The organism is Vibrio cyclitrophicus, from assembly GCA_023206055.1.
Lineage (GTDB): Bacteria > Pseudomonadota > Gammaproteobacteria > Enterobacterales > Vibrionaceae > Vibrio > Vibrio cyclitrophicus_A.
The window spans coordinates 1,927,164-1,949,607 of record CP065366.1 but is presented as its reverse complement, the minus strand read 5'-3'; the positions used below and the strand labels follow the sequence as shown (position 1 = coordinate 1,949,607).

The window sequence follows — 22,444 nt, the reverse complement described above, 5'->3', positions numbered from 1 at the left end:
TCGTTTGGCTAAACAGCTTTTGCTCGATTCATTATTTGAACGAGTTCGACTGTGTAATTGAAGCTGGTGACTGAGACATAAAGAATATTCCAAATGGATAATCTGAGCTTGAAACGGTAACGTTTGCTTAATAATGAACCTCATTCGTTAGCAAACTCGATTATCTTACCCTTACAGTCAGTAATAGATTGAATAGTTGGGTAAATAAGTAAATAATATCGCCCCGTTTACACGGGGCTTTTTTCTATCGGAGGCACAATGCTTTACCGTCTAGCCAGAACTGGCTTTTTCCAACTTGATGCCGAAAAGGCACATGATCTTGCAATTCAAAATTTCAAACGCTTCACAGGCACACCTATTGATCTTTTTTATCGCCAACAATTACCTCACCGACCTGTAGAGTGCATGGGTCTTACTTTTAAAAACCCAGTTGGCCTTGCTGCCGGCCTAGATAAGAACGGCGAATGTATTGATGCATTTGGCGCGATGGGTTTTGGTTTCGTAGAAGTAGGGACTGTTACTCCGCGTCCGCAAGCGGGTAACGACAAACCTCGTTTGTTCCGTCTTGTTGAAGCAGAAGGCATCATCAACCGCATGGGTTTTAATAACCTAGGCGTTGATAACCTTGTTGAGAATGTTAAGAAGTCGAATTACGACGGCATCTTAGGCATCAACATCGGTAAGAACAAAGACACACCAATTGAAAAGGGCGCTGAAGATTACTTGATCTGTATGGAGAAGGTATATCAATACGCTGGTTACATTGCTGTGAACATCTCTTCACCAAACACTCCAGGACTTCGTTCTCTTCAATACGGCGAAGCACTAGACGATCTATTGTCTGAACTCAAAACGAAACAATCTGAACTAGAAGAGAAGCATGGTAAATATGTTCCTCTTGCTCTTAAGATTGCTCCGGATCTAAGTGACGATGAAATCAGCCAAATTTGTGAATCATTGATCAAAAATAAGATCGATGGTGTGATCGCAACAAACACTACATTGGATCGTTCAATCGTTGAAGGCATGAAGCATTGTGACGAAGCGGGTGGCCTAAGTGGACGTCCAGTTCAATCTCGCAGTACTGAAGTTGTTCGTAAACTTTATCAAGAGCTTGGTGACCAACTGCCGATCATCGGGGTAGGTGGTGTTGATTCGTATGTTGCTGCAAAAGAGAAAATGATGGCAGGCGCTAAGCTTGTACAAGTTTACTCTGGTTTCATTTACAAAGGTCCAGGCCTTGTAGGCGACATCGTTAAAAATCTTTAAACGGCAAGACGCTTTTATTTCTGAAAAGCGACAATCTGGCATCGTCTTAATAAAAGAGACACTGTAACTCACTGAGTTGTAGAGAAAAGCGACAAGAAAGAGGAATTCATTTCCTCTTTTTTTTTGCCTATTGCTCAGTAAAATTACTGTAATTGAAGGTAATTTTGCGTTTTACCTAATGGAATGGTTCAACAGTGTGAGACGAAATGATGCTTAAACCTAGCGATACATGGAGTTGGTATTACGATGAGCAGCAATGTTCATTAATGCTAAACCTCGGAGAGGATATGATTTTCAAAACGAATCTGGTCCGCAATAAGCTGGTGGACTGCGCGTTTAGAGATAATGAATTCACCGTTGATGACGCATCTTCATACCAAACCTTCAAAGAACAAATTTCTGGCTTAGAACTGTCTGAGCCTCGTCAAGCTGAATTAGCACTCTATTGTGTGGCAGCAAAGCGCTTCCATAAGCCTGTACAGCCTAAGAGTTGGTTCTTCGACTCACAAGGCGCTGGCCATGAATATCCTCAGGAAGGGGATATTGTACAAATGAATAACGAGCATAGCTTAGGCTATTTCATTGTATTAGAAGTGGGAGAGTGTGCGAGTCTATGCGCATTTGTCGACCTAGAAGAGTTCCTGTTAACGCCTTCAAAAGGGCTTCGATTTGGAGACTCAATAAAGGTGATGCACGATAGAATGATAGACGCGAACGCTATTCTTCATCAAACGCACATTGCGATGGTCGGTTAGCCTTTCAATCTAAACCATCATTTCTCACACACATCGCAACGCGTGAACCTGTCAAACCTTCCCCAAAATCGGCTTAATAGCCGATTTTTTTGTGCCTAAAAAACCTCATCCTGATAAATACATCACTGCTCAACCATTTAAATAGTGAACTTACGACTATTTTTTCACCTTAATTTCTGCCTGTTTTTATCGCTAGAAGTGTAATTTACCCATCTTTATTCCCTGTTTTCGCCCATTTGTAGCTAACTTTCACCTATAAATCTCACCTGGTATATACCAATTCAAGGGTGAATATAAATTCACATTGTCGTTTTGAGCAGTATTGGGTCATGAATCGTGTTGGATTGATAAGTCTTATGTTCTAAGGGTGTGTGGGTAAGCGATCGCTTCAAGGCTGTGCGTTTGCTAGCCAGTTAGAAGAAAGATTCAATGAAAAGACGCGTTTAGTGTGATGCTCTAGTTACAAATTCAGGTATAATCGAGCTCATTTTTATCAATAAAAGAACACTATGAATCAATATCTAGCGGTTACCTCAAATGGCCTTGAGAATTTATTAGTTGAAGAACTAACCCAACTAGGGATTACAAACGCAAAACCTGTTCAAGCAGGTGTTAAATTCAAAGCCACCAATGAGCAAATTTATCGTTGTTGTTTGTGGAGCCGTTTGGCTTCTCGATTTGTACGTGTCCTTTCTGAATTCACTTGTATGGACGACATGGATTTGTACCTATCAACCACTGCGGTTAACTGGGTAAATCAATTCCATAGCTCTAAACGTTTTGTTGTTGACTTCAATGGTACAAACAACGAAATCCGTAATAGCCAATACGGTGCAATGAAAGTAAAAGATGCCGTTGTTGATTGCTTCGAGAAGAAGTCTCTACCTCGTCCTTCTATCAGCAAAGAGAACCCAGACATCCGAATTCACGTTCGTCTACACCGTGATAAAGCGATTCTTGGTGTTGATATGGTGGGCAGCGGTCTTCACCAACGTGGTTACCGTCCCGAATCAGGTCGCGCACCTCTGCGTGAAACTCTTGCTGCAGCGATTCTTCTTCGTAGTGGTTGGGATGCGACTAAGCCTTTCCTAGACCCTATGTGTGGTTCAGGTACGTTAGTGATTGAAGCGGCAATGATGGCTGCAAATATGGCTCCAGGTGTTAAACGACAAAAGTGGTGTTTTGAATCACTAGAAGATTTCGAACCAGAGCTATGGGCTGAAGTGAAAGCTGAAGCGAACGTTCAAGGTCGTCGTGGTGTTAAGAAAGTAGAATGTAAGTTCTATGGCTATGACAATGACGAACGCATGATCAAAACAGCGCGTGACAATGCTCGTCGTGCTGGTGTTGAGGAGCTGATTGAATTCGAAGTAGGTGATGCTGCAAAACTTAAGCGTCCTAGCGAGTTTACTGATGGTGTGATTGTTTCTAACCCACCTTACGGTGAGCGTCTTGGCACAGAGCCGGGTCTTATTGCTCTTTACACCGCATTCGGCGCGCAGCTTAAAGCGGAATTTGGTGGTTGTAACGCGTCTATCTTCTCTAGTTCAGATGAACTACTTAGCTGCTTACGCATGCGTGCAGATAAACAGTTCAAATTGAATAACGGTGCGTTACCGTGTCACCAAAAGAACTACTCAATTTCAGATCGTCCGATGTCAGAACGTCCAACGGGCGAGCAAGAGCAGCTAATTGCACCTGATTTCGCGAACCGTCTTAAAAAGAACATCGGCAAGATCGGTAAGTGGGCTAAGAAAGAGCAACTAGATTGCTACCGTATCTACGATGCTGACTTACCAGAATACAATGTAGCGATTGACGTATACCCGGGTCACCTTGTAATTCAAGAATACGCAGCACCGAAAGATGTGCCGGAAGACAAAGCTAAGCGTCGCTTAACCGATATCATCCGTGCTTCTATTCAAGTAACTGGCGTTGAAGCAAACAACGTCGTGCTTAAGGTTCGTCAGAAACAGAAGGGTCGTTCTCAATACCAGAAGATGGCTCAAGATTCATCTAACCTAGAAGTGAACGAGTACGGCGTTAAGCTGATTGTTAATCTTCATGATTACCTTGATACAGGCTTGTTCCTAGATCATAAGATCACTCGTCGTCGTATCGGTGAGATGGCTGCAGGTAAAGATTTCCTAAACCTGTTTGCTTACACTGGTAGTGCATCTGTTCATGCTGCTGTGGGTGGCGCTCGCTCTACAACAACGGTTGACATGTCGAATACCTACCTTGAGTGGGCAAAACAGAACATGGAGCTTAATGGCCGTGTTGGTCGTCAACATCAATTTGTTCAAGCTGACTGTCTACAATGGTTGGCTAAAGAGCAGGGCTCTTACGATCTGATCTTTATCGATCCACCAACGTTCTCAAACTCTAAACGTATGGATCAATCTTTCGATGTTCAACGCGATCACATTCAATTGATGGAGAACCTTAAGCGTCTTCTTCGTGAAGAAGGCACGATTGTATTCTCTAACAACAAGCGTCACTTCAAAATGGACTTGGAAGCTCTCGATGAGTTAGGTCTTAAGGCTCAGAACATCTCAGCTAAGACACTTCCTTTGGACTTCTCTCGCAACAAGCACATTCATAACTGTTGGTTGATTACACATAAGTAGTTAAGAGATTGTATAAGGATATATAGTGCTGACTCTCTACAGTACAGAAGGGTGCCATCTATGTGAGATGGCATTCCAACTCACGGAACAGTTAAACATTAGCCATCACGTCAACGTTGTTGACATTGCATTTGATGATGAGCTTTTTTCCCGTTACGGGGTCACTATTCCGGTGCTCAAATTTGAAAGCTCTGACCTTTCTCAAAGCTCAGAGCTTAACTGGCCATTTGGCTTGTTAGAACTTAATGATTGGTTAAAGAAGAATGGCATTACTTACAATTCATAATGGGCAATTAGCGTTTGGCGATCACCCATTATTAGATCGTGCGGATTTCGCGCTGCAAGAAAACGAACGTGTGTGTTTAGTAGGACGCAATGGCGCGGGTAAGTCTACATTGATGAAGATCCTGTCTGGGAACATCCTCATGGACGACGGCAAGATGCAAATCACACAAGATGTGGTTGTGTCTCGCCTTGAGCAAGATCCCCCGCGTAATGAGCAAGGTACAGTCTATGACTACGTTGCTGGTGGCTTAGCTGAAATTGGCGAGCAACTGAAGATCTATCATGATCTTTTGGATCTCATTGGTACTGACCCTAGTGAAAAGAACCTAAATCGTCTTACTCGCGTTCAAGAGCAGTTAGATCACGCAAACGCATGGCGTTTCGAAGATCGCGTAAGTAACGTAATGGCGGCGCTTAAGCTGACTGCTGAAACCAAACTGACCGATTTGTCTGGTGGTTGGCAACGTAAAGCGGCACTTGCTCGTGCACTAGTGTGTGATCCAGACGTTCTACTTCTAGACGAACCGACTAACCACCTGGATGTTGCGACTATTGAATGGTTAGAAGGCTTCCTGAAAGACTTCCGTGGTTCAATCATCTTTATCTCGCATGACCGTGCTTTCATAAAATCGATGGCAACACGTATCGTTGATCTTGATCGCGGCAAACTGAGCTCTTTCCCGGGTGATTACGAAAACTACCTATTAGAGAAAGAAGAAGCGTTGCGTGTTGAGGAAATGCAGAACGCTGAATTTGATAAAAAGCTTGCTCAAGAAGAAGTTTGGATTCGTCAGGGTATCAAAGCTCGTCGAACTCGTAATGAAGGCCGTGTGCGTGCTCTCAAGAAGCTGCGTGAAGAACGTATCAATCGTCGTGAAGTGCAGGGTAAAGCGGTCATCCAGATTGATGATGGTCAACGCTCAGGCAAGATTGTATTCGAAGCGGAAAATCTTAACTTTGGTTTTGAAGGCAAAGAGATTGTTAAAGACTTTAGCTTCAACATCATGCGTGGCGATCGTATTGCTCTGATCGGTCCTAATGGCTGTGGTAAGAGTACGGTACTTAAACTGCTTCTCGATCAACTTAAGCCAGATTCAGGCCGTCTACATTGTGGTACTAAGCTTGAAGTCGCTTACTTCGACCAATACCGCGAAATCTTAGACCCTGAGAAGTCGGTTATCGATAACCTTGCTGATGGTAAGCAAGAGGTGACTGTAGGCGGACGTGAGCGTCATGCACTAAGCTATCTACAAGATTTCTTATTCTCTCCTAAACGTGCTCGTACTCCTGTTAAAGCGCTGTCTGGTGGTGAGAAAAACCGTCTGTTATTAGCTCGTATCTTCCTTAAGTCGAATAACTTATTGATTCTCGATGAGCCAACCAACGATCTAGATATCGAAACTTTGGAACTTTTAGAAGATTTGCTTGCCAACTATCAGAGTACACTTCTTTTAGTGAGTCACGATCGTCAGTTTGTTGATAATACAGTGATGACAAGTTGGATCTTTGAAGGTAATGGCGTTATTGAAGAATTTGTTGGTGGTTACCACGATGCTCAGCAGCAAAGAAAGCAGGCATTAGAGTACCGACAGGTTGAAAAGCCATCAAAGCCTGAGAAAGTAGTTGAGGAAACTCCCAAAACTGCGGCAGTGAAGGCTAAACCTAAGAAGTTATCGTATAAGCTACAACGAGAATTAGAAGCGCTACCAATGCGCTTGGAAGAATTGGAAACTCAAATTGAAACTCTTCAGGAAGAAGTCAACGATCCAAGCTTCTTTTCAAAACCTGTAGAGCAGACACAACCAGTATTAGATAAGCTATCTGCAGCAGAGCAGGAGCTTGAAGTCGCTTTTGAGCGCTGGGAAGAGCTCGAGGCACTACAACAGGAAAGTTAAGAAGTAATAATGACTTGTACTAAATTTAAATTAACGACAGTTGCGGCATTAGTTTTTGCTGCAACTAATGCCAATGCTGCGCTTTATAAGGTAGTTGAAGTTACTCCTTCGATTACCGGTGCATCTGAAATCTATGGTGTGGCGATACAACCTGGTGTTGCGACAGACGGAACGAATGAGCTTGCGTTGGGTTGCTTCGATTCACTTGCGACCAACTGTACCGATAGTACATTTAAACTTGCTGGTGAGACTCGCGATACGCTTGAAGCGGTAAGTTATCGTGAAGAAGTTCCATTCGCAATGGATGCACCATTTCAGTACATTCAAGAGCGTGACGATTTCGAAAACTATTGTTATCGAGAGCTGAGATACTCTACATGTGAAAGTTGGGCAGAAAACCGTTGGAACAACACTTGGAGTAAGGAAAGAAATGATCTAACTCACGTAAATGCGAAAGCTTTTGTTGAAGGCGGCGATACATTCGAAAATAGAAATACTGTTATTAATTCACTTTACGTTAATGATGCCTCAGAAGTTGAGCCTTTGGGGGTTAAATCTGAGGGTGATATTCGTAATAATGCGCTTCACACCGACTCCGTAGCTCCAGATGGTACCTCGGAAACACGTGCGTGGCGTGCGATAAAAGCAAGTAACGGTACTGTTTACAACGTAGGTAGTGTATCTACTCAAGGTCCGAAAACTGATACTTCGGATACAACCTTTAGCTCAAAAGCGGCGATTTGGGACGGAACTATAACCAAAGAAATCGAATGGATTAGTGGTAGCGCTCAAAAAGGTGACTACTTTGCCCAAGGTAGCATGCGTTCAATCGTAGAGTCAGGATTTGTTTTCTACGGTGTTGGTTATAATACCAAGAGTGGTAATGGCGACCTAAAAGACATGAATGCCAGTGTTTTTGTTAGTGATTCATTAGATCTTACTAGCGCAACATGGACGACTAAGCAGGTTATCGGCGCACAGGTTAATTCTGGCTCATCTAATGATGATGCTAGATACAGTAATTCTGTGGTTACTGACATCAATAGCAACTTGTTTGCTATTGGCTACGCCAAGCGAAATGGATATGTTCCTGAGAGTGGAAGTGCAGCCAACAAAGCTTTCTTTGTTAAAGATGCTTCTAATCCTAGTGCAACATTCTTAACCGGTGGTATTTTCTTTACTGGATCTGGTGGTGAAGCAAAAGCAGTAAACAACTTTAATGAATTTGTCGGGCAAATTGATGCTGAGACAATTCGAGAAGTAGATGGCAGTGAGCGTCGCCACCGTGGTTTTATTTACCCATACCAATCACATCCAGATGATGATTATGTTGTTCCTGGCACGTTGACGGAACGTTACAGTGGGGTTTTTCGCAGCAAATCATGGTGGTTAGATGACTTAACTAATGGCGCTAATACTGATGGTCAGGACTACTCTAACGATAATAATTATTTCCGCGTGATCGATGCGACAGACATTAATGATGCTGGTGTTATATCGGGAACTGCCATTAAGTGTACTGTAAATGGTAAAGCGCAACCCTATGACACAACTGCACATAACTCGTACTGTGGCGGGGCTGCTTCCAACGCAGTTGAAGAGGTTGTCGCGGTTAAGTTGGTTCCTATCAGTGGGGCTACCGAAAAGGATATCATAGCTCGTAGCACTGACACCGAGAAGGTCGATCGTCAAGGTGCCGGGCTAGGTTGGTTAACTTTGACTGTGCTTGGTCTGTTAGGGTTCCGTAGAAAATTTAAATAATTTTATCTCTTGGGCCCAAGTTCACAATTATGAACTCGGGCTTTTTTTCGCCTTGAGAAAAGTTGAAAACTGATCGATTCTTAAAATTGGAGTCACAAAAGCTCCGTTAAGTTGTAATCATTGTATGTTAGTAAGTGGAACACCCGTATGAGGACTGCACTATGAAGAGACAAAAGCGTGATCGACTAGAACGAGCACAATCTCAAGGCTACAAGGCTGGTTTAAATGGACGATCGCAAGAAGCTTGTCCATATAGCCAAATGGATTCTCGGTCTTATTGGTTAGGTGGATGGCGTGACGCCAAAGATGACAAGCAATCAGGTCTCTATAAGTAGATAGGGCGAAAAGAATTAAAGGCCAAGGCTCCATTGTCTGTTGATTACAACGGCTGGAGCCTTGTTAGTTTCATACGAGTACCAAGATCCCCAGAGAGCTATAAAGTACTATAGTTTAGTTATTATAAGAGCGTATTGCTGGTGGATTTAACCTATTCCACAAGCAGGTTTTGATACCTTAATGCACTATAACTAAATTCATTAAAATGAAAATAAAGCAGCCATGGGCTGCTTTATTAAAAATCTAACTAACAGATTAGAATGCTGACGTATCTTGGAAAAGGCCAACTTTCAGATCTTTAGCAACATAGATCTCTTTACCATCAACAAGTACGCGACCATCCGCAAGTCCCATAACTAGGCGACGGTTAACAACACGCTTCATGTGGATCTCGTAAGTTACTTTTTTCGCTGTAGGTAGAATTTGACCAGTGAATTTCACTTCGCCAACACCTAGAGCACGACCTTTACCTTCGCCACCAACCCAACCAAGGTAGAAGCCAACAAGCTGCCACATTGCGTCAAGACCTAGACAACCAGGCATTACTGGGTCACCCGGGAAGTGACAATCGAAGAACCATAGGTCAGGAGTAATATCCAGCTCAGCAAGAACCAAACCTTTACCGTAATCACCTTCAGTCTCAGACATCTTAGTGATGCGATCCATCATTAGCATGTTCGGTGCTGGTAGTTGAGGGCCTTGTGGCCATAGTTCGCCTTGGCTTGATGCTAGAAGCTCTTCGCGAGTGTAAGAATCACGTTTGTTTTGCATTATCAATTACTCCGATTTTTGATAGGTGCATATTAGTGAACAGGTGTACGCTAAACAAGTCCGATCAGTACTAGACAAACCAGTTTTTAATGCGTCCAACGATTCCAATAGGGTGCTCATGTCTTTCAAAATTTTCAATACGTTCCGCTATTTTACTCAGAACGCTTTCTTGTTCATCGTCTCTAAATGGCTTGTTCATAATGAGAGGAATTGCTTCGTCTACATTAGACACAGACCAAATATGGAATTCTTCATTCTTAATGCTTTCAATAAGGTCAGGCTTCAATGTAAGGTGTCTTAGATTCGATCTAGGAAGGATCACGCCTTGCTCACCAGTTAAGCCGTTGTGCTTACACACATGGTAGAAGCCTTCGATTTTCTCGTTTAGCCCGCCAACAGCTTGTACACGACCAAATTGGTCAACTGCACCAGTAACCGCAATTTGTTGATTGATAGGGTATTCAGACAAAGCACTCACTAGAGAACAAAGCTCAGCAAGAGAAGCACTATCCCCGTCTACTTCGCAGTACGATTGCTCAAACACAACAGAAGCAGCGTATGGCAACGGATCTTCAAGGTTTAGTGCGCTGCTCACAAATGCTTGCATGATCATCATACCTTTAGCATGAAGATTACCGCCCAGCTCGGCTTTGCGCTCTACGTCGGCAATGTCACCATCACCAAAGTGAATAACGCAGGAAATTCGTGCAGGTTCACCATAAGAGATCGGGTGTCCTGGAACATCGATAACCGTCAGGCCATTAACTTGGCCAACTTGTTCACCCTCGGTTTCGATAATGACTTGGCCATCTCGAATATCATCCAGAGCGCGTTCTGGTAAGTACGATTCACGGTTGTATTTGTGCTGTTGAGCTTGTTGGATATGGTGAATATCAATCTCACCATTGTCGGCTTCAATAAGAGCTTCGTTCAATAACGCATTGTGCCAAATAGGGCATAATGGAATATAGCTCTGATCTTCAGTCTCTCTTGCTCCGGCAGTAAGAATGCCCGTCAACGCTTGTTGTGTGATGGTTGGCAGTTCATAGCGTTGTTGAAGCCACTTAAGGTAACCAAGATATTGAGTCAAAGTCTCTTCAGAGAGCTTGATATCTTGTTCAATTTCGCTAAATAGGCAAAAACCGGTTTGAATATCGCTGTCTAGATAATCAAGGTCAGCTAATTGAGCTCTGTCTCCAACCACAATCAACTTAATGTTGTAAGTCAGAGGCAAAGTTGGGGATTGGTTTAAATGCTCAGGATTGCTGCTGATAGGCTCTACGGCCTCACCAAGCAGTGCTGATTTAAGCAGCAACCAGCTTCCAGGATTCGCTAAGATCAAGTTAGCTGAAACGATCAAATAGCCGTTGTTTGCTCTAGCCAGTAGGCCGGGTTTTGTCGCAATAACCTTACCGTCTTTCGATTGAACTTGGTCAAACAGAGAGACAGCATTTAAAGACTCAGTTTTTATAACCGGTAGAGAGTGATCATCTAAAGCAGTGACTAGAGATTCAACAATCATTTGACGATAGATCGAATTGTCCGGAGCGTTTACAAGTAAAACACGCGAAAGGTTAGACAAACGGACAAAGCGGGTTAGCGCATCTTTGAATCTATGTTGAATATCTGAAAACGGGAAAGGCGAGATGTCAGGGAATTGCTCTAATTGAGCGCTATATTCGTCGTACTGAGGCGTAACATGTCGCCAATCTACTTGAGTCATTTAAGTTTCTGATTATGATAATGAGGTAGCGAGTATATAGAAAAACCGATCTCGCTTGTAGCTCTATGTTGTAGTTACTAATCACTAAGCTAACATAAGTATGATCTTGGTCTATTCTTCCAAGACAATAATTGTCAAATAGCCCATTCTGGGTTACGCTGTCACTAGGATTAACTCTCGAGATTAGACATGAAATATCAGCAACTTGAAAACTTGGAATGTGGTTGGAAATGGAACTATCTGGTTAAAAAATGGAAAGAAGGTGAGCCGATCACCTGCCACATTGATTCAAGTGAAGCTGACGTTGCTGTTAAAGCCTTATTGAAGCTCGAACATCAACCTACAGGTGTCCTTGAGTGGATATCTAACAACATGTCTCCTGAACTCGATAACAAGCTTAAACAAGCGATCAGAGCTAAGCGAAAACGCCACTTCAATGCTGAACAAGTTCACACAAAGAAGAAATCAATAGACCTTGATTACCGTGTATGGGAAAAGCTATCTCAACGAGCGAATGAGCTAGGCTGTACGCTATCTGACGCCATCGAGTATTTGGTTAGCGAAGCGTCCCGTAGTGAACAGGCGAGCAAAACAGTAACCAGTCTCAAAGAAGACTTAAGCAAGCTTCTTTCTGACGATAAATAATCATCAACAGTAGTGGTGACATTATGATGTACGTAATCTTAATCGGTGCGGCGTTGGTCTTTTGGTTAGTTGCTGTTGATCGACCGGTATTAAAAATCAAATTTAGCGACGGAGCGATCAAACAAGTTAAAGGTCATCTTCCACCGAGCTTTAAGCACAACCTTCAAGAAATTGGCCACAACAACGCCTTTAAAGGTGAGTTAAAAGTGTATGCAAAACGCTCTGGCTACAACCTCAAATTTACTAAAGATGTGCCTAAAAACGTACAGCAACGTATTCGTAACGTGTTCCCACATAATGGTTTTAAGTCTAAAGGCTCAAAGAAAGCGTAGTCGTTGAGATTTACGCGTTAGCTGGTCAATCCTCATACTAAGTTAATCCTTCATTTTCCTTGAATTTCCGCATACTGTTCTCACCTTCAACAAAGAGAGAGCAGTATGAGATATCTAATATTCCTATTGTGTTTTTTATCCCCAGTTGCTTTTGCCGACGATGCATTGGTTAATCCCATAGCTAAAAAAATCAAAGTCACCGTCATGAAAGGGCTCAACAAGAGCAATGTTGATTTCGATGGTTATTGCGATCTTATGATTGAGATGAAGCACTCTAAAGGTTACGCAAGAATCAAAAAGGTGAGAACGTCTGGTGATAGCAACGTTTGCAAGCAGGCCAAAAAGTACTTGCCGAAGAAGAAAAGGTTCAAATACAGTTTTCCAGAAAAGTATATCCGGTTACATATCACGTATTAGCTGCTTACAGTGCACTATAACTAAATAACCTTAATTTTATTGAAATAATTTCGTGAACCAATCTCTAATTTCTATTAATATTAGTTTTGTTATAAAGGCAAGATATGTCGACACAAGAGCATTTACGGCAAAGGAAAGTCACGGTTGTTGTTAACAAATAAAAGTTATACCCCTGAAGTAGTTGAGATCTCAAGGAAGGTCTCAATCAACGTTAAAGCTCGCTTTAATCGATGGTTAATCTCACCGAAATATAAGCTGCCGCAATCTACAGTAGACACGTTACTAAGTTTGGAAAATAGGTATTGTGATAGCGTCATATTTGATGAATCTGACCGCATATCTCACAACCAACGTATTCTACTGCGCTGTGAACAAGATAGAGTTAATGCTCATCGTGAGAAAGTCGACGCGAAGCAACAAACCTTACGTTACGTTATCGATGATGTTAGTAATACAGCGTCGGCTCTAATGCTTGAGAAGCTTCAAGGCACATTAATAAGTTCGTTGTTTTCAGACTTGCCCGATTACAATCAGTTCGCTAGTGTTGCGTATTCACCATCTTTAAATTTTTCTAAGTTGCATAAGGTTTTAGAAACGAATCGGTTGTTGAGTTCAAATTTAATCGAATTTGTTTCCAATCCTGAGTTCAACGATAAATACGGTAGAAAGTCCAAGGTGACTCTCGACCCTAAGGTTGCAGCACAACAGATTGGTATCGAAAACTGCCGTTTATTGTTTCCATTGCTAATGAGCCAAAAGCTGATTAAGTGGAATGATGCAAATATTAAACACATTACACCTAAAGTTTGGCAACATTTAGTTGCGACTTCCAATGCAACACGAATTAGACTTCAAGAAACACCGGTTAAAGATCCTAACGTAGGCATTTTACTTGGCGTGTTGAGAGTCCTACCTTTGTTTTTAATTTGTAACCACTTTTCTTCAACGTTTGAAGACGCATTGGTAAAAACGATGCTTGGTTATCGTGAAGCAAGTGACAAGCATGACGAATATTATGCTTGTACTGAGGTGATGCCAAACACACAGTTTCTCGAAGCAATGGTCGAGCAGCTAGAGCTTAAGCTACTAAAAAATCTCGTTGAATTTATCGATTGGAGCCCGGGAAACCAGTTCATAAAGAAGGCACTTCTAGAGGAAGTGAATGACATTCCAGTACTTGAGCGAACGGTTTATGGTGCAGCTTTGGCTCAAGGTAGAAAATATTCTGTTTTCGAGGCGTTAGATAATAGTGAACTATTTGACGTTAAACATCGACCTTATTGGTTTTCAACTGTTCAAATGTCTATAGCGACAATTGAGCAGATGCAAGATAAAGTGCTGGGAAAGCTTACGGTGAACATGTAATAAAAAGAGAGAGTCGCATTAATGTGGCTCTCTTTTATGTTGCGCTGTAACTTTATGTAAGTAACTGACTTGTAGATATAATCTTGCTTATTCCGTTTAACAGACCACTTCGAAGGTAAACGACTCTTGCTTTGCTATAGCGTGTTTAACAGGGATACCAAGGCGTTGGCAAGTCATCAGAACTTTTAACTTCCTGTCTGCAGGAGCGTGCTCTGAGAGAATCACCGAGCTTAGGCACTCTCTATTAAGGTAGAGTTTATTTCCGATCATCTCGTCATCAGGTAATACCCAACGGTATTCCTTTTCATAGCGCCAATTAGAATGCTTAATTTTGAATATCTCAGCTCCCAGCCTTGATGTCTGTAACCCACTGAACGATGCCGGGCGGAATATACAAGGTTCGTCTTCATACTGGACTTTAAAACAGTTGAGATTGGCATCGCCGTTGTAGCAGTTGAGGTCATACTCGATACACATGCCTTTAAAGTTGTCACCATACTGCGACCATAATATTGGGTGGTCGCTCGACTGAGAGAAACACATGATCTTAAAGTTTTGTTGAAGTTCTTTGTTGAAGACTTGGTTAGATTCAAAAGGGTTATTAAAAGTTTTAGCGTAATCAAACCACAACGAATACTCGGAAATAGATTGTATGTTTCTGTCGTGGAGCGATCTGAACTTATAAAGTTTAGGCAGCATATTAAACACCTAGTTTACAAAATTGCCTGATGTTAACACTTTAACTTAATTTTAAAGATTGAGTGCATAGCATTTGATTGCTCAATCACCAAATTTATTCATATAACTGTTTGATAGATCAAAATTCAAACACGAAATAGTAGCCTGTTAAAGTGGCTTATTTTTCACTAAGGGTTAATGTTTTAGGCTGCAGCTTTAAAGAAAGATACAACGTAACTTTATTTATGGTTGAATTGTCTTGTTAAAGGTTGAGCTGGGAAAGGGAATTAGGTGACCAAAATTAAAGCCGAACTTTAAAAGCACGACTTTAGTTGTATTGAGCGTAAGGGTGAATCGAGTTTAGAAGTGGTACCTTACACCTAGGTAAGCGGTTTGGGGCGACATATCGATGGATTCTATTTCAACGTTTGCATAGCGGTAACCAATATGGATGTCGATGTTGTCTGTTACTATCGCACCAAGCTCAGCACCAACTTGGTAGGCTGCTTCAGATTTTCCAAAAGCTTTTGCTTCGATATCCATTGAGCCAACACCGGCTAATAGAGATACATACAGATCTAATACGTCACCTTGAACAATAAACTTTGGTTTAATGTTTACGAAGAAAGCTTGGCCTTCAATATCCATTAAGTCATTATAACTAACTTTTCCGATTTTTCGGTACTCGGCCTCTAGTCCCAGTTTGACGACATCGTGCGTATTGAATTCGTAGCCTCCAACCAAGTTATAGCTAAAGTCTGATAGATCAGATGAATCTTCAATGGCGCTGCCACTATATTCTAATTCAGTTTCATTATAAAAGCCGATATCAACACCGGCATAAAAATGACCATGATCTCTAGGTGAGTTTTCATTTTCACTAGCAAGTGCCTGCGAGTTGATGCCAAAAATAACGGTGAATAGCGATAGGGCGATTGTACTGATTTTCATTTAAAGCCTTCTAAGATAATAAGTTATTCAGTTCCAGAATATGTTAACAAACAAAAGATGCTCTAACTAATTGAGTACTAGTCTAAACATCTGATTTTAAAGACTTGTTGCTAATAGAAGTGTCATTATCGCAGCTATGAGGCAGTCCAGACACTGGCGAATAGCATTTGTGTTGCACTGTAACTTATTATCAACCACGCTGTTTATAGAAGTACGTTTTGGATGGCAACGCAGTTTGGTAACAATGACCGTTGGGCATCAGACAATTCTCAGTGGTTTGAAAAACTAGTACGGATCGACTGATAGCGTTGATAGTTGATTCAATTTGGTAAAGAACAACCCAACATAGATAAGCTAGACTCGATGATTAGATAGTACGCTTGGTCTTTTGGAACCGTTATGTCTATGCGAACAAGAGTAACCAAGTATTTCCAGTCTAAAGCTAGTACGGACAATAGACTGAGAGTTAATGGAAGTATTAATCATAGAGGTTCTTTCGGGAAGTAGAATCAGCGTAATAGTTTTTAACACTTAACCAGCAGAGACTCTGGACTAACTTTGGAGTGGCATTCGTAATTAGAAGCCTTAATTAAGTTTGAGCTGACATGTGATAAAGCCATCACGATTTAATTCAATTAACGTGGAGTCAAAGCCATAAAGTAATTAAATAGATAGATTCATGCGGCGGTGTACGTAAAATCCGCTAGCAATAAGGCTATGAACACCCTCAAATCTCACATACAATCACTGCGTATTATGTATATTATGTTAAATTGTGTTTTGTGGTTATAAGGCAAGTATCTTTGTGTGATGCCCTGCCTCTGGTTTATCCACCAAATCGACGTTCTATTTAACAGTAAGGCTATTTACCATAAAATACCTAATAAACATATTTCCTAATCTTCGATTAAGAATACGTTTATTAGACTTCAAGCATTAATCGATCAATTGCTTCTGTGATCTCTTTAGTTCTTACTGGCTTGGTAACGAAATCATTCATACCAACATCTAAGCACGAACATTTGTCTTCTACTGATGTGTGTGCTGTTAGCGCGACAATTGGTGTTTTGATGTTTGCGTCTCTCATGTATTTTGTCGTGGTTAATCCATCCATGACCGGCATCGACACATCCATTAAGATAATGTCTATTGAGTCATTGGCTCTTTCCACAAAGCCAATTGCTTCCTCACCGTTGCTTGCGATAAAAACTTCATGGCCTTGTCGCGTTAGGATTAATTTGATCACCATCTGATTCGTTGGATTGTCTTCGACAACTAACACTGAATAACGGCTTCTTAATTCTCGTGAAGATTCATCATCTTCATTGTTAGCCAGATTGTTTGTAACTCTGGTAAGCACTGGTAGCTGTACTTCGAATTTAGAACCTTTTCCAGGCTCACTCTTTACTGATATGCGCCCACGCATCAGTTCAACAAGTCTTTTAGTGATAGCCAAGCCTAAACCTGTGCCACCAAATCGTCGTGTGATGGTGCTATCAGCTTGCACAAATGGACTGAACAGCGACGAAAGTTGTTGCGAGCTGATACCAATCCCTGTGTCTTCCACCGTTATATAGAAAGAGCTCTGCTGGTACTTGATAGAAACATGGACATGTCCACGCTCAGTAAACTTAATCGCGTTACCAATCAGATTAAATAGGATCTGTGCCAAACGGCTTGGGTCAAGATAATGAAGTTCACCTTCAGGGATATCGCTGGTTACTGTTAGCGCTAAACCTTTATCGTCTGCTGTCTTCTTTTGCTCAGACAATACAAAAGTTACAGTGTCTCTTACATTGCTCCATTGAGGGGCTAACGAGAAACATCCCGATTCAATCTTAGAAAAATCTAACACATCACTGATAATTGCCAATAAAAGCTCAGATGATGTGCTCATATTAAGCAGTATAGACTGCTGTTCTTCGTTCAGTGATGTGGATTTGAGAGTGTCTATTAGGCCAATGATGGCATTTAGCGGTGTTCTTAATTCATGACTCATCATTGCGAGGAATTCAGATTTGGCCTTGTTAGCTCTTTCTGCGTCTTTTCTTGCTGTGACAAGCTCTGCTGTACGTTCGAGAACCGTTGCTTCAAGCTTTTCTTTGTTCTCAATATCGAAAACAGCACGCTCTATAAGTGGGCGAAAACGGTTTAGTGTGGCCTTAGTTTCAATGCTAAAGTGCTTGGTATTGGAGTGGATAAAGATGATGACAGATTGTGTAAGTCCACTATCTATACCAGTAATCAGGACTGAGTTGATTTGGTCGAGAACAATGGGATGCAGAGAGTTAAATTCCCCAAGAGACTTGGGTTCGAAAAGAATGGCACATTCACCATTGATGACTCGTGATAGCTTGCCACAATCGCTCCAATTCATCTGTTCGAAGACTTTGTTATTGGTTAGCAGGGTTTTGAAACTGCCTTCGTTCCCTACCCTTGATACCACGATAAAGTCATCAAACTTAATGTATTTTTTGAGCACGAACTCAAGGCTTGAGAATATCTCAGATATGTTACGCGCCTTACTGATTGCAGAGATGGTTGATAAGATCACCCTATTCTCTTCAGCCAGTTTTCGCTCACGGGCTTTTAGTTTTTGTAGTTCAATACGTGCTTCTTGCAGCGCTTCTTGACCTTCAGAACTCATTACTTTTTCAACCTATAAAACGTTGCAGACGATACCATTAAATTTCCGTGTGCATTTTCGCCACCAGAGAGCCTACCTTGCTCGCCAAAGGTAAATGGGCAGATGTATGGCAGCCCATTAAGTGCTTGATTTATTTGATCGCAAACCTCGTCCATGTCCTGTTTTAGATGTAGCATAGGTCCGGCACAAAATATGTTGATAGCGCCTAATTTTTCCTCGAGATCCATATCATTATAGTAAGAAGAATGAATGATATTAGCTGCACGGCTTATTAGCTGTTGCTTAGAGCCCTGCATTAAATAGATGGTGTCGCCCTCACTGATGTCGGTGAAGAGCTCGATCCCATTGCACTCTGTTTCTCTGATCGAATGAGACAATTTGAAATATGGGTAGTCGTAAGACGAACCGACCTTTCTGCCCAGTGGATAAACAGAAGATTTTTCAAAGATATAGCCATCATCGCTGCCGCCGATATGGAAGTTTGTCCATTCGTTATAAACGGTGACTGCTGGCCTATGATCTATTTCTAATAATATTCTGTTTCGGACTTTGGTCACGGTACCTGAATAACGCGTTGGTGTGTGCCCAGCACTGAATGATGAATAGATAGACTGAGACGCAAACACTACCGTTAAAGACACACCATTGATAGAGAGTGACTCTTCGGTAAAGATGCTCCAATTTCCAGAAACCTGATTGTCTGCAGCACTGCCGCCAATAATAGGTACCTCAGTACCGAATTTTTTATCGATAGCCGCCATCACTTTTTCTTCATTACCAGGTGTGGAGTGCAGCAAGATAAGATCAGGGATTTCGCCTTCTCGGTTGGCGTTCTTGAGTGCTTGATCGATCGCGCTAAAGGTACTGCGGTCTATAGAGTCGCTGAAATGCTCGATTCCCGTGCCGTAGGCGTTGATCCCCGAGTCATAAATGATAAGGACGCCAATTACGGGGCCAGAATGAAACCCAGTTTCAGTCATAATACCGTGACAAGTGGTACAGCCATGTATGGGAGTATTAGGGAGAGCATCTACGAAATATTTCTGCACAGCGAGTGTCGAATATTCTTCTGTGCAGTAGCAAATAAGATAAGCAATATCGCCAGGATTTTCCACCCCGTTGAGCAACTCATCTACAGCGATTTTATCGTCTAGGGCGTAAGAGACTTTTGATAGAAATTTCATAGATTCTGGGAAACTTTATTAATGTCCTCTTTATAACACTTTAATGCATTGTGTTTCACTGATTTGGTACATATTTCTATCAAAAGAACCGAGGCGTGACTCAGTTTATTTCGATTATTCTTTAGAAATGTTTATAGAAAACGTGCTTACCTGTTGTGGAAATGTAACCGTTATTGAGGAGGTATTATCATTAGTTTGTAACAGCCAATTTGATGGCCCTTTTTGTTCTAGAATTCCGCTTTCATTGTAGCTAATAATAAACTTGCCAGTTTTAGATGTTTCGATTGAATACCCTAGGTTATCGTCCGAAATTAAAACATTATGATTATCAATGCCAAATTCACAAGGTTTTGAAACTATACAGCTTACTGTCTCGTTATTATCGTATGTTACTGTTCTCCAAGTAAATGCAGCTATTAAAATAACCAACATGATGATAATTTGAACAAGCCTGCCTTTTGTTAGCTTTTGTGCCGCCATTATAATCTTTACTCCTTGTTACAAAGTTCAAAGTTTTTAAATAAAAATCCAATTCCAGACCAAGCGTAAGGTTACTACTCTGTCATTGATTTGTTAATTCAAGTATAGTGTCGCGTTGAAAATGCCACTTTTTTTTAAAATCAGCAAGTGGAAATAAAGCTCTGAATAAGCTGAATTTCCTTTTCTAATTTGGGTGGCATTACGACGTGAGTCGTGTTGGAAGTAAAGTGTAGTAAATAAGAAATTGGAAGCATGCAAATGAGCCAAGAAAAGCAGCTTGAACAAAACTACAACTATACGGTCGTCCGTCAATTTACCCTGGTTACAATTTTGTGGGGTATTGTCGGTATGGGCGTTGGTGTTTTGATTGCCGCTCAATTAGTTTGGCCACAGCTAAACTTTGATACGCCGTGGTTGACGTACAGTCGTTTACGTCCCCTGCATACTAATGCGGTTATTTTTGCGTTCGGTACAAGTGCGCTGTTTGCAACATCATATTATGTTGTACAACGTACCTGTCAGACGCGTCTCTTTGGTGGCCCTCTCGTAGCCTTTACCTTTTGGGGTTGGCAAGCGATTATCCTGTCCGCTGCAATTACTTTACCGTTAGGTTTAACCTCTGGTAAAGAATACGCAGAACTTGAATGGCCAATCGATATTGCTATTACTCTTGTGTGGGTAGCTTATGCGATCGTGTTCTTTGGAACCATGATTAAACGTAAGACATCGCACATTTATGTAGCAAACTGGTTCTTCGGAGCCTTCATCATCACGGTTGCCGTGTTGCACATCGTTAACAGCCTAGCTGTTCCTGTATCTGCGTTTAAATCGTACTCGATTTACTCAGGTGCGATTGATGCAATGGTGCAATGGTGGTACGGACACAATGCGGTAGGCTTCCTATTGACAGCTGGTTTCCTAGGTATGATGTATTACTTCGTTCCTAAACAAGCTGGTCGCCCTGTTTACTCTTACCGTTTGTCGATTGTTCACTTCTGGGCTCTTGTGTCTCTGTATATTTGGGCTGGTCCTCACCACCTACACTACACTGCACTTCCTGACTGGACTCAATCTCTAGGTATGGTTATGTCTTTGGTTCTGTTTGCTCCTTCTTGGGGTGGCATGATCAACGGTATTATGACTCTATCTGGCGCGTGGCATAAGCTTCGCTATGACCCAATCCTACGTTTCCTAATCGTTTCTCTATCATTCTACGGCATGTCGACTTTCGAAGGCCCTATGATGGCAATCAAAACGGTTAATGCACTATCTCACTACACGGACTGGACTATAGGTCACGTTCATTCTGGTGCGTTAGGTTGGGTTGCAATGGTTTCTATCGGTTCGGTTTACCACTTAGTTCCTAAACTATTTGGTCAAGAGCGTATGTACTCTGTATCTCTAATCAATGTTCACTTCTGGTTAGCAACGATTGGTACGGTTTTCTATATTGTTGCAATGTGGATCTCTGGTGTGATGCAAGGTCTGATGTGGCGTGCAGTTAACTCTGACGGTACATTGACTTACAGCTTTGTAGAATCTGTAGAAGCTTCTTACCCGTTCTACTTTGTACGTTTCTTAGGTGGTCTCATCTTCCTATCTGGTATGTTCTTAATGGCATACAACACGTACAAAACTGTTTCTGCACCTAAAGATAGCCTTAAAGCTATCCCTCAACCGGCTTAAGGAGATTTAGAATGAGCTCAAATTCAAATAATCGCCATGAGTTGGTAGAGAAGAACGTTGGCCTACTAGCGATTCTGATCGTTATTGCTATCAGTTTTGGTGCTTTAGTAGAAATTACCCCGCTTATTTTCCAAAAGCAGACGACTGAACCTGTAGAAAATCTACGTGTTTACTCTGCTCTGGAAATGGAAGGTCGTGATATCTATATCCGCGAAGGTTGTAACGTATGTCACAGCCAAATGATTCGTCCTTTCCGCTCTGAAACTGAACGTTACGGTCACTACTCTGTGGCTGGCGAAAGCGTTTGGGAACATCCATTCCTATGGGGCTCTAAGCGTACTGGTCCTGATCTAGCGCGTGTTGGTGATCGTTATTCAGATGAGTGGCACCGTGTTCACCTTATCGACCCTCGTGAACTTGTTCCTGAATCAAACATGCCTGGTTTCCCATGGCTTGCTGAGAATGTACTTGATGGCAAATTGACGAAACAGAAGCTTGAAATCTTCCGTAATCAATTTGGTGTTCCTTACACAGACGAACAAATTGCTAACGCTAAACAAGATGTTGAAGGAAAAACAGAGATGGATGCAATCATCGCTTACCTTCAATCGCTTGGCCACGCAATGAAATAAGG

The 22,444-nt window shown here is 41.8% G+C and carries 20 protein-coding genes; 13 read left to right on the top strand and 7 right to left on the bottom strand.

The annotated features are described in order from the left end of the window. Positions 1-258 precede the first annotated feature (258 nt). From pyrD to rmf, 7 genes are all read left to right on the top strand, one after another. Positions 259-1,269: a quinone-dependent dihydroorotate dehydrogenase gene (gene pyrD / locus ITG09_08800; GenBank protein UPR50825.1), complete on the top strand. Its 1,011-nt coding sequence runs from the start codon at positions 259-261 to the stop codon at positions 1,267-1,269. A 206-nt stretch (positions 1,270-1,475) separates the two neighbouring features. Next, positions 1,476-2,024, top strand: a complete 549-nt coding sequence (locus ITG09_08795) for a cell division protein ZapC (protein ID UPR50824.1) — start codon at positions 1,476-1,478, stop codon at positions 2,022-2,024. Positions 2,025-2,533: 509 nt separating this feature from the next. Then, positions 2,534-4,654: a bifunctional 23S rRNA (guanine(2069)-N(7))-methyltransferase RlmK/23S rRNA (guanine(2445)-N(2))-methyltransferase RlmL gene (rlmKL, locus tag ITG09_08790; protein ID UPR50823.1), complete on the top strand. Its 2,121-nt coding sequence runs from the start codon at positions 2,534-2,536 to the stop codon at positions 4,652-4,654. A gap of 25 nt (positions 4,655-4,679) precedes the next feature. Continuing rightward, positions 4,680-4,940, top strand: coding sequence for a glutaredoxin family protein (locus tag ITG09_08785; protein ID UPR50822.1), 261 nt, complete (start codon positions 4,680-4,682; stop codon positions 4,938-4,940). Continuing rightward, entirely contained in the window at positions 4,918-6,834 is a 1,917-nt protein-coding gene (locus tag ITG09_08780; protein ID UPR50821.1) for an ABC transporter ATP-binding protein, read from the top strand. The genes ITG09_08785 and ITG09_08780 overlap by 23 nt, the downstream gene beginning before the upstream one ends. Positions 6,835-6,843: 9 nt before the next feature. Next, on the top strand, positions 6,844-8,595 hold the full coding sequence (locus tag ITG09_08775) for a DUF3466 family protein (protein UPR50820.1): 1,752 nt from the start codon (positions 6,844-6,846) through the stop codon (positions 8,593-8,595). Positions 8,596-8,756: 161 nt separating this feature from the next. Then, complete coding sequence (gene rmf, locus ITG09_08770) at positions 8,757-8,930, top strand: ribosome modulation factor (GenBank protein ID UPR50819.1); 174 nt, start codon at positions 8,757-8,759, stop codon at positions 8,928-8,930. Between the two features lie 256 nt (positions 8,931-9,186). Here the strand turns inward: rmf and fabA are convergent, their stop codons facing one another. Together fabA and ITG09_08760 are read right to left on the bottom strand one after the other, a co-directional pair. After that, positions 9,187-9,702, bottom strand: coding sequence for a bifunctional 3-hydroxydecanoyl-ACP dehydratase/trans-2-decenoyl-ACP isomerase (gene fabA, locus ITG09_08765; GenBank protein UPR50818.1), 516 nt, complete (start codon positions 9,700-9,702; stop codon positions 9,187-9,189). Between the two features lie 70 nt (positions 9,703-9,772). Continuing rightward, a complete protein-coding gene (locus ITG09_08760; protein UPR50817.1) occupies positions 9,773-11,425 on the bottom strand; it encodes a Lon protease family protein in 1,653 nt (550 codons plus the stop codon). 189 nt (positions 11,426-11,614) lie between these two features. On the opposite strand from ITG09_08760, the gene matP reads away from it, so the two are divergent. The 4 genes from matP to ITG09_08740 all read left to right on the top strand — a co-directional run bounded on the left by matP (position 11,615) and on the right by ITG09_08740 (position 14,184). Continuing rightward, positions 11,615-12,070, top strand: coding sequence for a macrodomain Ter protein MatP (gene matP, locus ITG09_08755; GenBank protein UPR50816.1), 456 nt, complete (start codon positions 11,615-11,617; stop codon positions 12,068-12,070). A 23-nt stretch (positions 12,071-12,093) separates the two neighbouring features. Continuing rightward, positions 12,094-12,402 (top strand): DUF3634 family protein, encoded by a 309-nt coding sequence (locus tag ITG09_08750; protein ID UPR50815.1) that lies wholly within the window; start codon positions 12,094-12,096, stop codon positions 12,400-12,402. Between the two features lie 105 nt (positions 12,403-12,507). After that, positions 12,508-12,819, top strand: coding sequence for a hypothetical protein (locus ITG09_08745; GenBank protein ID UPR50814.1), 312 nt, complete (start codon positions 12,508-12,510; stop codon positions 12,817-12,819). A gap of 144 nt (positions 12,820-12,963) precedes the next feature. Next, positions 12,964-14,184 carry a hypothetical protein gene (locus tag ITG09_08740; protein ID UPR50813.1) on the top strand — a complete coding sequence of 407 codons (1,221 nt, stop codon included), beginning with the start codon at positions 12,964-12,966 and terminating at the stop codon, positions 14,182-14,184. Between the two features lie 96 nt (positions 14,185-14,280). Here ITG09_08740 and ITG09_08735 read toward each other — a convergent pair whose 3' ends face one another. The 5 genes from ITG09_08735 to ITG09_08715 form a co-directional block, all read right to left on the bottom strand. Next, on the bottom strand, positions 14,281-14,883 hold the full coding sequence (locus ITG09_08735) for a DUF2971 domain-containing protein (GenBank protein ID UPR50812.1): 603 nt from the start codon (positions 14,881-14,883) through the stop codon (positions 14,281-14,283). A gap of 339 nt (positions 14,884-15,222) precedes the next feature. Next, positions 15,223-15,813: a porin family protein gene (locus tag ITG09_08730; protein UPR50811.1), complete on the bottom strand. Its 591-nt coding sequence runs from the start codon at positions 15,811-15,813 to the stop codon at positions 15,223-15,225. A gap of 922 nt (positions 15,814-16,735) precedes the next feature. Then, on the bottom strand, positions 16,736-18,460 hold the full coding sequence (locus ITG09_08725) for a response regulator (GenBank protein UPR50810.1): 1,725 nt from the start codon (positions 18,458-18,460) through the stop codon (positions 16,736-16,738). Next, on the bottom strand, positions 18,460-19,644 hold the full coding sequence (locus ITG09_08720; protein UPR50809.1) for an FIST C-terminal domain-containing protein: 1,185 nt from the start codon (positions 19,642-19,644) through the stop codon (positions 18,460-18,462). Before ITG09_08720 ends, ITG09_08725 begins: the two co-directional genes overlap by 1 nt. Before the next feature lie 114 nt (positions 19,645-19,758). Continuing rightward, on the bottom strand, positions 19,759-20,124 hold the full coding sequence (locus ITG09_08715) for a hypothetical protein (protein ID UPR50808.1): 366 nt from the start codon (positions 20,122-20,124) through the stop codon (positions 19,759-19,761). A gap of 252 nt (positions 20,125-20,376) precedes the next feature. Between ITG09_08715 and ccoN the strand changes: the two genes are divergently transcribed. Then, complete coding sequence (ccoN, locus tag ITG09_08710; GenBank protein ID UPR50807.1) at positions 20,377-21,810, top strand: cytochrome-c oxidase, cbb3-type subunit I; 1,434 nt, start codon at positions 20,377-20,379, stop codon at positions 21,808-21,810. Positions 21,811-21,821: 11 nt separating this feature from the next. Beyond that, entirely contained in the window at positions 21,822-22,442 is a 621-nt protein-coding gene (gene ccoO / locus ITG09_08705; GenBank protein UPR50806.1) for a cytochrome-c oxidase, cbb3-type subunit II, read from the top strand. Positions 22,443-22,444: the final 2 nt, after the last annotated feature.